Origin of the sequence: Enterobacter cloacae complex sp. ECL72, assembly GCF_019056635.1 — a bacterium.
Lineage (GTDB): Bacteria > Pseudomonadota > Gammaproteobacteria > Enterobacterales > Enterobacteriaceae > Enterobacter > Enterobacter hormaechei_C.
In genome coordinates this window covers 3913694-3926188 of sequence record NZ_CP077659.1, presented here as the reverse complement: position 1 = coordinate 3926188, position 12495 = coordinate 3913694, and the positions used below count along the sequence as shown (strand labels likewise).

Genomic DNA, 12495 nt, shown 5'->3' with positions numbered 1-12495 from the left:
TCGTTAGCTGTCTGGATGTCTAAACGTTTATACGTATGCTGTGAGGATTTAAGGTTATGCCGATTCGGGTGCAGGACGAGCTACCAGCCGTCAATTTCTTGCGTGAAGAGAATGTCTTCGTAATGACAACTTCGCGTGCTTCTGGTCAGGAAATTCGCCCGCTGAAGGTGCTGATCCTTAATCTGATGCCAAAGAAGATCGAAACGGAGAACCAGTTCCTGCGTTTGCTCTCCAACTCTCCGCTTCAGGTTGATATCCAGCTGCTGCGCATTGACGCGCGTGAGTCACGCAACACGCCTGCTGAGCATCTGAATAACTTCTACTGTAATTTTGAAGATATTCGCGATGAGAATTTCGATGGACTGATCGTCACCGGCGCACCGCTGGGTCTGGTGGAATTTAATGACGTTGCCTACTGGCCACAGATCAGGCAGGTGCTGGAGTGGGCAAAAGATCACGTCACGTCCACCTTGTTTGTCTGTTGGGCGGTACAGGCCGCGCTGAATATCCTCTATGGCATTCCCAAGCAAACCCGCAGCGACAAACTTTCTGGCGTATACGAACACCACATTCTTCACCCGCATGCGCTGCTGACGCGTGGTTTCGATGACACTTTCCTGGCCCCGCATTCTCGCTACGCCGATTTTCCGGCACAGCTGATCCGCGATTACACCGACCTGGAAATCCTGGCCGAAACGGAAGACGGCGATGCCTACCTGTTCGCCAGTAAAGACAAACGCATCGCGTTCGTTACCGGCCATCCTGAGTACGATCCGCATACCCTCGCCTCAGAGTATTTTCGTGACGTTGAAGCGGGTCTGAATCCGGATGTCCCGTACAACTATTTCCCGAAAAATGATCCGCAAAACACGCCTCGGGCAACCTGGCGTAGCCACGGAAATTTGCTGTTTACCAACTGGCTCAACTATTACGTCTACCAGATTACACCGTACGATCTGCGCCACATGAATCCGACGCTGGAGTAATCGTCTGCATTAAACGATCCTAAAGCGTTTCAGCTATTCAGATCAGGCACCTTCGGGTGCCTTTTTTATTTCCGAAATCCAACTCAACATCGAAGAAAACTTTAATTCCATATTAATCATACAGTTGTGATTAGATATAAATTAAAATGGAAATTGTTTTTGATTTTGGGAAAATTATAGATAGTCTTAATTCTGCTGAGCGAAAACTACACAACGATCTTTCGCTCGCGTCGGGGGCGTGATTTTGGATCTTTGATGAGGAGCAGAACGATGACTCAACAGGCAACAACGGTCGATGAACTGACCTTTACCCAGCCGAATGGTGAACAAGAACAGCAAGTTTTGACGGCAGAAGCGGTAGAGTTTCTGACTGAACTGGTGACTCGCTTTACGCCACAGCGTAATAAACTGCTGGCGGCGCGCATTCATCAACAGCAGGAGATCGATAACGGCAAGTTGCCAGGGTTTATTTCGGAAACCGCTTCCATTCGTCATGGTGAATGGAAAATTCGCGGAATCCCTGAAGATTTACAGGATCGTCGCGTAGAGATCACCGGTCCGGTAGAGCGCAAAATGGTGATCAACGCCATGAATGCCAACGTCAAAGTATTTATGGCGGACTTCGAAGATTCCCTCGCGCCGGACTGGCAGAAAGTTATCGACGGGCAGATCAACCTGCGCGACGCCGTCAACGGCACCATCAGCTATACCAACGAAGCCGGTAAAATTTACCAGCTCAAACCGAATCCGGCGGTGCTGATCTGCCGCGTACGCGGTCTGCATTTGCCAGAAAAACACGTCACCTGGCGCGGAGAAGCGATTCCGGGCAGCCTGTTCGACTTTGCGCTGTACTTCTTTCACAACTATAAAAACCTGCTGGCGAAAGGCAGCGGCCCCTATTTCTATCTGCCGAAAACCCAGTCCTGGCAGGAAGCGGCGTGGTGGAGTGAAGTCTTCAGCTACGCAGAAGACCGCTTTGGCCTGCCGCGCGGCACCATTAAGGCCACGCTGCTGATTGAAACCCTGCCTGCCGTATTCCAGATGCATGAGATCCTCCATGCGCTGCGTGACCATATTGTGGGCCTGAACTGCGGCCGTTGGGATTACATCTTCAGCTACATCAAAACCCTGAAAAACCATGCCGACCGGGTATTGCCGGATCGTCAGGTTGTCACCATGGATAAACCGTTCCTCAGCGCCTACTCGCGCCTGCTGATTAAGACCTGCCACAAACGCGGCGCCTTTGCGATGGGCGGTATGGCGGCGTTTATCCCGAGCAAAGATGCAGAGCGTAACAATCAGGTGCTCAACAAGGTGAAAGCCGATAAAGAGCTGGAAGCCCGTAATGGCCACGACGGGACGTGGATTGCCCATCCTGGTCTGGCCGATACGGCGATGGAAGTCTTTAACCGCGTACTCGGCGACAACAAAAACCAGCTGTTTGTCACCCGTGAAGACGATGCGCCAATCGCAGAAGAACAGTTGCTGGCGCCGTGTGCGGGCGAACGCACGGAAGAGGGGATGCGCGCCAACATTCGCGTCGCCGTGCAGTACATCGAGGCATGGATCTCAGGCAACGGCTGCGTGCCTATCTACGGCCTGATGGAAGATGCCGCCACGGCGGAAATTTCACGTACCTCCATCTGGCAGTGGATCCATCATCAAAAAACGCTCAGCAACGGCAAACCGGTAACCAAAGCCCTGTTCCGTCAGATGCTGGCCGAAGAGATGCGGGTCATCCAGGACGAACTGGGCGAGCACCGCTTCAGCAGTGGGCGTTTTGACGATGCCGCACGTCTGATGGAGCAAATCACCACCTCTGATGACTTAATCGACTTCCTGACCCTGCCGGGCTACCGCTTCCTGGCGTAATTCACCACATAACAATATGGAGCATCTGCACATGAAAACCCGTACCCAACAGATCGAAGAGTTACAAAAAGAGTGGACCCAACCGCGCTGGGAAGGCATTCGCCGTCCGTACAGCGCAGAGGAAGTGGTGAAGTTACGCGGCTCGGTTAACCCGGAATGTACGCTGGCGCAGAACGGCGCGGCGAAAATGTGGGATCTGCTGCATGGGGGGTCTAAAAAAGGCTATATCAACAGCCTCGGCGCGCTGACCGGCGGTCAGGCATTGCAGCAGGCGAAGGCCGGCATTGAGGCTATCTATCTTTCCGGCTGGCAGGTCGCGGCGGATGCTAACCTTGCCTCCAGCATGTATCCGGATCAATCTCTTTATCCGGCGAACTCGGTGCCGTCAGTGGTGGATCGGATCAACAATACCTTCCGCCGTGCGGATCAGATCCAGTGGGCCGCGGGTATCGAACCCCACGATCCGCGTTTTATCGACTATTTCCTGCCGATCGTCGCCGATGCGGAAGCCGGTTTCGGCGGCGTGCTGAACGCCTTTGAGCTGATGAAATCCATGATTGAGGCCGGTGCAGCGGCCGTTCACTTTGAAGATCAGCTGGCGTCGGTGAAGAAGTGCGGGCATATGGGCGGGAAAGTGCTGGTGCCAACCCAGGAAGCGATCCAGAAGCTGGTTGCCGCGCGTCTGGCTGCTGACGTGCTCGGCGTGCCGACGCTGGTGATTGCCCGTACCGATGCTGACGCGGCGGACCTGATCACCTCTGACTGCGACCCGTATGACAGCGAATTCATTACCGGCGAACGTACCAGCGAAGGGTTCTATCGCACACATGCCGGTATTGAACAGGCGATCAGCCGCGGCCTGGCGTATGCCCCTTACGCCGACCTGGTCTGGTGTGAAACCTCCACGCCGGATCTGGCGCTGGCGAAGCGCTTTGCCGATGCGATTCATGCGAAGTATCCGGGCAAGCTGCTGGCCTATAACTGTTCGCCGTCCTTCAACTGGCAAAAGAATCTGGACGATACGACCATCGCCAGCTTCCAGCAGCAATTGTCAGATATGGGCTACAAGTACCAGTTCATCACCCTGGCGGGTATCCACAGCATGTGGTTCAACATGTTCGACCTGGCGCACGCCTACGCGCAGGGCGAAGGCATGAAGCACTACGTTGAGAAGGTACAGCAGCCAGAATTTGCGGCGGGCAAAGAGGGATATACCTTCGTTTCGCACCAGCAGGAAGTGGGGACCGGCTACTTCGATAATGTGACCACGATTATTCAGGGCGGGACCTCCTCCGTCACGGCATTAACGGGCTCAACGGAAGAAGCACAGTTCTAATCTTTTCCCCCCCCCTCTCCCCCCTCGGGGAGAGGGTTGGGGTGAGGGGGGAATTTATGTCGCGTGGTCTGGAATTACTGATTGCCCAAACTATTTTGCAGGGCTTCGATGCCCAGTATGGCCGCTTTCTGGAAGTCACCTCCGGCGCGCAACAGCGTTTTGAGCACGCCGACTGGCATGCGGTTCAGCAGGCCATGAAGCAGCGTATCCATCTTTATGATCACCACGTAGGTCTGGTGGTGGAGCAACTGCGCTGTATCACCGACGGTAAAAGCCCGGATGCGGAATTTTTACTGCGCGTGAAAGAGCATTACACCCATCTGTTACCCGACTACCCGCGCTTCGAGATTGCGGAGAGCTTTTTCAACTCCGTCTATTGCCGGTTATTTGACCATCGCTCATTATCTCCTGAGCGGTTATTTATCTTCAGCTCCCAGCCGGAGCGCCGCTTCCGTACCATTCCGCGTCCGCTGGCGAAAGATTTCTTTCCCGATCGCGGCTGGGAAAAGCTCCTGCACCGCGTCTTAACGGATTTGCCGCTGCGCCTGCCGTGGGAGAATAAACCCCGGGATATCGGCTATATCCACGCATATCTCAGTGAAACCTTCGGCGAGGCGGTGCTCAGCCGCAGCCATTTGCAGGTTGCCAACGAGCTTTTCTACCGGAATAAGGCCGCCTGGCTGGTGGGCAAACTGGTTACGCCGACAGCTATCGTGCCGTTTCTGCTACCCATTCACCGTACCGACGACGGGGAACTGTTTGTCGATACCTGCCTGACTACCAGCGCTGAGGCCAGTATCGTATTTGGCTTCGCCCGTTCCTATTTCATGGTCTATGCCCCACTGCCTGCCGCCTTGGTGGAGTGGCTGCGCGAGATCCTGCCGGGCAAAACCACCGCCGAGCTGTATATGGCGATTGGCTGTCAGAAGCATGCCAAAACGGAAAGTTATCGGGAATACCTGCGTTATGTCACCACGGCTGATGAGCAGTTTATCGAAGCGCCGGGGATCCGCGGCATGGTGATGCTGGTTTTCACACTGCCGGGCTTCGACCGCGTGTTTAAGGTGATTAAGGATAAATTTGCCCCGCAGAAAGAGATGACCGCCGCTCACGTCCGCGCCTGCTATCAGCTGGTTAAAGAGCACGATCGCGTCGGGCGAATGGCCGATACCCAGGAGTTTGAAAACTTTGTGCTGGATAAGCAGCAGATCGATCCGGCGCTGATGTCGCTGCTAATGCAGGAAGCGCCGACGAAAATTACCGATCTTGGCGATAAGATTGCGATTAGCCATCTCTACATCGAACGCCGGATGGTGCCGCTAAATATCTGGCTGGAGCAATCCGAAGGCCAGGCTTTACGAGACGCCATTGAAGAGTACGGCAATGCGATTCGCCAGCTCGCCGCCGCCAATATTTTCCCCGGCGACATGCTGTTTAAAAACTTCGGCGTCACCCGTCACGGGCGGGTGGTGTTCTACGATTACGATGAAATTTGCTACATGACCGAGGTGAACTTCCGCGATATCCCGCCGCCGCGCTACCCGGAAGATGAACTGTCCAGCGAGCCGTGGTACAGCGTATCGCCGGGCGATGTGTTTCCGGAGGAGTTTCGCCACTGGCTTTGTGCCGACCCGCGCATCGGGCCGCTATTCGAAGAGATGCATGCCGATCTGTTCCGCGCCAGCTACTGGCGCGGGCTGCAAACGCGGATCAAAAATGGGCACGTGGAAGATGTCTACGCTTACCGCCGCAAGCAGCGGTTTTGCATCCGCTTTTCTCCCTCTCCCTGTGGGAGAGGGCCGGGGTGAGGGCATCAGGCGGCAATGCACGTTTAACGAATCCCACCATACGCCAGCGTCACCTCTTTCGCGGCCTTAATCACCATCGCGCCCAGCTCGGTGACGCGGTCGTCGGTCATACGTGAAATCGGCCCGGAGATGGAGATGGCGGCAAACGGCTCGCGGTGCTCGTCAAAAATACAGGATGCCAGGCAGCGCAGGCCCAGCGCATGCTCCTCATCATCAAACGAATAGCCGCGCTTGCGGGTTAAAGCCAGATCTTCTTTCAGATGCACCGGCGACACCAGCGTGGCGTGAGTATAGGCGTGCAGCCCTTTACGGTGCAGCAGCCCCGTTACCTGCTCTTCGCTCAGCTGCGAGAGAAACGCTTTCCCTGCGCCAGAGGCGTGCATCGGCAGCTTGCCGCCAATCGGTGCGGACATGCGCATCAGCTGCGTACACTGCACCTGGTCGATGATAATCGCCTGGTGATCGCTCTGATCCAGCACGGCCAGGTTTACCGTCTCGCCGGACTCCTCCATCAGCTTGCGCAGAATCGGGTGGACAATCGCCAGCAGGTTGCGGCTTTGCAGGAAGCTGCTGCCGACAATAAACGCATGCGCCCCCACCGCCCAGTGTCCCAGCTCGCCCACCTGACGCACGAAGCCCAGCTGCTGCATGGTGGTCAGCAGACGGTGCGTGGTGGAGTTCGGCAGGCCAGCCTGCTGCGCCAGCTCCGTCAGGGCCACGCTACCATGCGATTCGGCTATCCATTCCAGCAGCTTCAGGCCGCGCGTCAGGGATTGAACCTGTCCGCCTGGTTGTGCAGCGGTGGTTGCAGCAGGTTTTCTGCCGCGTTTAGCGGGAACGGTCGTAACCATGACGAACTCCTTTTTCTGTATCGTGGAAATCATTTTCGTTTTATTTGGTGGTTTTGCAACCGCTTTCCTGACTGATCGGAGGAGTGATAGTGAACATGTCTCATGTTACCGCTGTGTGACTTTTCGACCCTGCGAGATTATGCCAGTATGGAACGCAGCCTTTTGGCCTTGTTGAGCGTTGTCGGGAGCAAGTGTGAGCAGCAAAGTAGAGCAACTGCGTGCGCAGTTAAATGAACGAATTCTGGTGCTGGACGGCGGCATGGGCACCATGATCCAGGGCTATCGTCTGAGTGAAGACGATTTCCGCGGCGAGCGCTTTGCCGACTGGCCTTGTGACCTGAAAGGGAACAATGACCTGCTGGTGTTAAGCAAACCGTCTGTTATCAGGGATATCCACAACGCTTACTTCGAAGCGGGTGCGGATATTGTTGAAACCAACACCTTCAACTCGACAACCATCGCCATGGCGGATTACCAGATGGAATCCCTGTCGGCGGAGATCAACTTTGAAGCGGCGAAGCTGGCGCGCGCCTGCGCCGACGAATGGACGGCCCGTACGCCGGACAAGCCGCGCTACGTAGCCGGGGTGCTGGGCCCAACCAACCGCACCGCGTCGATTTCTCCGGACGTCAACGACCCGGCGTTTCGGAACATCACCTTTGACCAGCTGGTGGCCGCGTATCGTGAGTCCACTAAAGCGCTGGTGGAAGGCGGCTCCGACCTGATCCTGATTGAAACCGTATTCGACACCCTCAACGCTAAAGCCGCGATTTACGCGGTGAAAGAGGAGTTCGAGGCGCTGGGCGTCGACCTGCCGATCATGATTTCCGGCACCATCACCGACGCCTCGGGGCGCACACTTTCCGGCCAGACAACCGAAGCGTTTTATAACTCCCTGCGCCACGCCGAAGCGCTCTCCTTTGGCCTCAACTGTGCGCTGGGGCCGGACGAGCTGCGCCAGTACGTGCAGGAGCTTTCGCGCATCGCAGAGTGCTACGTCACCGCCCACCCGAACGCCGGTCTGCCGAACGCGTTTGGTGAGTACGATCTGGATGCCGACACCATGGCGGCGCAAATCCGCGAATGGGCCGAATCTGGTTTCCTCAACATCGTCGGCGGCTGCTGCGGCACCACGCCGGAGCATATCGCCGCCATGAGCCGCGCCGTCGCCGGGCTTCCACCGCGCAAGCTACCCGAGCTTCCGGTAGCCTGTCGTCTGTCCGGCCTGGAGCCGTTGACCATCGGCGACGACAGCCTGTTTGTGAACGTGGGTGAACGTACTAACGTTACCGGTTCTGCGAAGTTCAAGCGCCTGATCAAAGAAGAGAAGTACAGCGAAGCGCTGGACGTTGCTCGCCAGCAGGTAGAAAGCGGGGCGCAGATCATCGATATCAACATGGATGAGGGGATGCTCGATGCCGAAGCGGCAATGGTGCGTTTCCTCAACCTGATTGCCGGTGAGCCGGATATCGCCCGCGTGCCGATCATGATTGACTCCTCCAAGTGGGTGGTCATCGAAAAAGGGCTGAAGTGCATTCAGGGCAAAGGCATCGTTAACTCCATCTCGATGAAAGAGGGCGTCGATACCTTTATCCACCACGCGAAGCTGGTCCGTCGCTACGGAGCCGCCGTGGTGGTGATGGCCTTCGATGAAGTGGGCCAGGCCGATACCCGCGAACGCAAAATTGAGATTTGCCGCCGCGCGTACAAAATTTTGACCGAAGAGGTGGGTTTCCCGCCGGAAGACATCATCTTCGACCCGAACATCTTCGCCGTCGCGACCGGCATCGAAGAGCACAACAACTACGCTCAGGACTTCATCGGCGCGTGTGAAGACATTAAACGCGAGCTACCGCATGCGCTGATCTCCGGCGGCGTGTCGAACGTGTCGTTCTCGTTCCGCGGCAATGACCCGGTGCGTGAGGCGATCCACGCCGTGTTCCTTTACTACGCCATCCGCAACGGGATGGACATGGGGATCGTCAACGCTGGCCAGCTGGCAATTTACGACGATCTGCCAGCCGAGCTGCGCGACGCCGTAGAAGACGTGATCCTCAATCGTCGTGACGACGCCACCGAACGCATGCTGGATCTGGCGGAAAAATACCGCGGCAGTAAATCTGACGAATCAGCCAACGTTCAACAGGCCGAATGGCGCTCCTGGGATGTGAATAAGCGTCTGGAATACTCGCTGGTAAAAGGCATTACCGAGTTTATCGAGCAGGATACCGAGGAAGCGCGTCAGCAGGCCGCCCGTCCGATTGAAGTGATCGAAGGGCCGCTGATGGACGGCATGAACGTGGTCGGCGATCTGTTCGGCGAGGGCAAAATGTTCCTGCCGCAGGTGGTGAAATCCGCCCGCGTCATGAAGCAGGCGGTGGCGTATCTGGAACCCTTTATCGAAGCCAGCAAAGAGAAGGGCTCCAGTAACGGTAAAATGGTCATCGCCACCGTGAAGGGCGACGTACACGACATCGGCAAAAACATCGTTGGCGTGGTGTTGCAGTGTAATAACTACGAAATTATCGATCTTGGCGTGATGGTCCCGGCGGATAAAATCCTCAGGACCGCGCGCGAAGTGAATGCGGATCTGATTGGTCTTTCCGGGCTGATTACGCCTTCGCTTGACGAAATGGTCAACGTGGCAAAAGAGATGGAGCGCCAGGGCTTTACCATTCCACTGCTGATTGGCGGGGCAACCACCTCGAAAGCCCACACGGCGGTGAAAATCGAGCAGAACTACAGTGGGCCGACGGTGTATGTTCAAAACGCCTCGCGCACTGTGGGCGTGGTCTCCGCGCTGCTGTCCGACACCCAGCGCGATGACTTTGTCGCCCGCACCCGCAAAGAGTATGAAACCGTCCGCATTCAGCATGGACGTAAGAAACCGCGCACGCCGCCGGTTTCGCTTCAGGCGGCGCGCGATAACGATCTGGCGTTCGACTGGTCCAGCTATACGCCGCCGGTCGCACACCGTCTGGGCGTGCAGGACGTGACGGCCAGCATCGAAACGCTGCGTAACTACATCGACTGGACGCCGTTCTTCATGACCTGGTCGCTGGCGGGCAAATATCCGCGCATTCTTGAAGATGAGGTGGTGGGCGAAGAGGCGAAGCGCCTGTTTAAAGATGCTAACGACATGCTCGACAGGCTGAGCGCAGAGAAAGCCCTCAACCCGCGCGGCGTGGTGGGGCTGTTCCCGGCGAACCGCGTGGGCGACGACGTGGAAATCTACCGCGATGAAACCCGCACCCACGTGCTGGCCGTGAGCCACCACCTGCGCCAGCAAACCGAGAAAGTGGGCTTTGCCAACTACTGCCTGGCGGATTTCGTCGCACCGAAACTCTCCGGTAAAGCCGACTATATCGGCGCCTTTGCCGTAACCGGTGGTCTGGAAGAAGACGCGCTGGCGGATGCGTACGACGCGCAGCACGATGATTACAACAAAATCATGGTGAAAGCGATCGCCGACCGTCTGGCGGAAGCCTTCGCTGAATATCTGCATGAACGCGTACGTAAGGTGCACTGGGGCTACGCGGCGAATGAGAATCTCAGCAACGAGGAGCTGATCCGCGAAAATTACCAGGGCATTCGTCCGGCGCCGGGGTATCCGGCCTGCCCGGAACACACAGAAAAGGGCACTATCTGGAAGTTGCTGGACGTCGAAGCGCATACTGGCATGAAGCTCACCGAGTCGTTCGCCATGTGGCCGGGCGCGTCCGTTTCCGGCTGGTATTTCAGCCACCCGGACAGCAAGTACTTCGCCGTGGCACAGCTTCAGCGCGATCAGATTGAGGATTACGCCCTGCGTAAAGGCATGAGCGTGTCAGAGGTGGAACGCTGGCTGGCGCCGAATTTGGGCTACGACGCAGACTAACGTCACTTTTCCTTACAACAAACAGGGCACCGCTATGGTGCCTTGTCTCTTTCTTACGTTTAAACCCTTATACTGAACCTCAGGAAAACGAATAACGATAAGGAGGAATGCCTACCGTGTTGACGTTGTTACACCTGCTCTCCGCAGTCGCACTGCTGGTATGGGGCACCCATATCGTTCGTACCGGCGTGATGCGTGTGTTTGGCGCACGTTTACGTACCGTTCTCAGCGGCAGCGTTGAGAAGAAGCCGCTCGCCTTCTGCGCGGGTATTGGCGTCACGGCGCTGGTGCAAAGCAGCAACGCCACCACCATGCTCGTCACCTCGTTCGTGGCGCAGGATCTGGTGGCGCTCGCCCCGGCGCTGGTGATTGTCCTTGGCGCCGACGTCGGTACCGCGCTGATGGCGCGTATCCTGACATTCGATCTCTCCTGGCTGTCGCCACTACTGATTTTTATCGGCGTCATTTTTTTCCTCGGCCGTAAGCAAAGCCGTGCCGGGCAGCTTGGCCGCGTCGGTATTGGCCTCGGGCTGATCCTGCTGGCACTGGAGCTGATTGTGCAGGCTGTCACGCCGATCACCCAGGCCAACGGTGTGCAGGTCATCTTCGCCTCGTTAACCGGCGATATTATGCTGGATGCGCTGATCGGCGCGGTATTCGCCATCGTCAGCTACTCCAGCCTGGCAGCGGTCCTGCTGACGGCGACCTTAACCGCCGCAGGGGTAATTTCCTTCCCGGTGGCGCTGTGCCTGGTGATCGGTGCCAACCTCGGCTCTGGCCTGCTGGCGATGCTCAACAACAGCGCCGCCAACGCTGCCGCCCGCCGGGTGGCGCTGGGGAGTTTACTGTTTAAGCTGGTGGGTAGCCTGATCATTCTGCCGTTTGTGCACCCGCTGGCGAACCTGATGGATAATCTCTCTCTGCCGAAAGCGGAGCTGGTGATCTACTTCCACGTCTTCTACAACCTGGTGCGCTGTCTGGCGATGGTGCCGTTTGCCGCGCCGATGGCCCGCTTCTGCGAGCGGCTTATTCGTGATGAACCGGAGCTGGACGCGCGCCTTAAACCGAAGCATCTGGACACCTCGGTGCTGGATACTCCTGCGCTGGCAATCGCCAATGCCGCCCGCGAAACGCTGCGCATGGGCGACGCGATGGAAACCATGCTGGAAGGGCTGCAAAAGGTGATGCACGGCGAGCCGCGCGAAGAAAAAGAGCTGCGCAGGCTGGCGGACGATATCAACGTGCTGTATACCGCCATCAAGCTCTATCTGGCGCGGATCCCCCAGGACGAGCTGGCGGAAGAGGAGTCGCGCCGCTGGGCGGAAATCATCGAGATGTCGCTTAACCTGGAGCAGGCTTCGGATATTGTCGAGCGTATGGGCAGTGAAATCGCAGACAAATCCCTGGCCGCACGCCGGGCGTTTTCTGTTGAAGGGCTGAAAGAGCTGGAAGCGCTGCACGAACAGCTGGTCAGCAACCTGAAGCTGGCGATGTCGGTCTTCTTCTCCAGCGACGTGCCGAGCGCGCGCCGCCTGCGCCGCAATAAGCATCGTTTCCGCATCCTTAATCGCCGCTACTCACACGCCCACGTTGAGCGTCTGCACCAGCAGAACGTGCAGAGTATCGAGACCAGCTCCCTGCACCTGGGGCTGCTGGGGGATATGAAGCGTCTCAACTCGTTGTTCTGTGCGGTGGCGTACAGCGTGATGGAGCAGCCGGATGAAGACGATGAGCGGGATGAGTATTAATCTCTGAAAGCGCCTCG

7 protein-coding genes are annotated in these 12495 nt (G+C 57.1%); 6 read left to right on the top strand and 1 reads right to left on the bottom strand.

Annotation, left to right across the window (positions count from 1 at the left end; genetic code table 11):
* Nucleotides 1-56 precede the first annotated feature (56 nt).
* The 4 genes from metA to aceK all read left to right on the top strand — a co-directional run bounded on the left by metA (nt 57) and on the right by aceK (nt 6002).
* Nucleotides 57-986, top strand: a complete 930-nt coding sequence (gene metA, locus KTH07_RS18940; RefSeq protein ID WP_017382604.1) for a homoserine O-succinyltransferase — start codon at nt 57-59, stop codon at nt 984-986.
* A gap of 270 nt (nt 987-1256) precedes the next feature.
* Entirely contained in the window at nt 1257-2858 is a 1602-nt protein-coding gene (gene aceB, locus KTH07_RS18935) for a malate synthase A (RefSeq protein ID WP_023295752.1), read from the top strand.
* Between the two features lie 31 nt (nt 2859-2889).
* Nucleotides 2890-4194, top strand: coding sequence for an isocitrate lyase (gene aceA / locus KTH07_RS18930; protein WP_017694726.1), 1305 nt, complete (start codon nt 2890-2892; stop codon nt 4192-4194).
* A gap of 56 nt (nt 4195-4250) precedes the next feature.
* Nucleotides 4251-6002: a bifunctional isocitrate dehydrogenase kinase/phosphatase gene (aceK, locus tag KTH07_RS18925; protein ID WP_017382607.1), complete on the top strand. Its 1752-nt coding sequence runs from the start codon at nt 4251-4253 to the stop codon at nt 6000-6002.
* A gap of 23 nt (nt 6003-6025) precedes the next feature.
* Here the strand turns inward: aceK and iclR are convergent, their stop codons facing one another.
* Nucleotides 6026-6853 carry a glyoxylate bypass operon transcriptional repressor IclR gene (gene iclR, locus KTH07_RS18920; RefSeq protein WP_003860353.1) on the bottom strand — a complete coding sequence of 276 codons (828 nt, stop codon included), beginning with the start codon at nt 6851-6853 and terminating at the stop codon, nt 6026-6028.
* A gap of 193 nt (nt 6854-7046) precedes the next feature.
* On the opposite strand from iclR, the gene metH reads away from it, so the two are divergent.
* Nucleotides 7047-10730, top strand: a complete 3684-nt coding sequence (gene metH, locus KTH07_RS18915) for a methionine synthase (protein WP_032620654.1) — start codon at nt 7047-7049, stop codon at nt 10728-10730.
* A gap of 116 nt (nt 10731-10846) precedes the next feature.
* On the top strand, nt 10847-12478 hold the full coding sequence (locus KTH07_RS18910; RefSeq protein ID WP_003860350.1) for a Na/Pi cotransporter family protein: 1632 nt from the start codon (nt 10847-10849) through the stop codon (nt 12476-12478).
* The last annotated feature ends 17 nt before the right edge of the window (nt 12479-12495 follow it).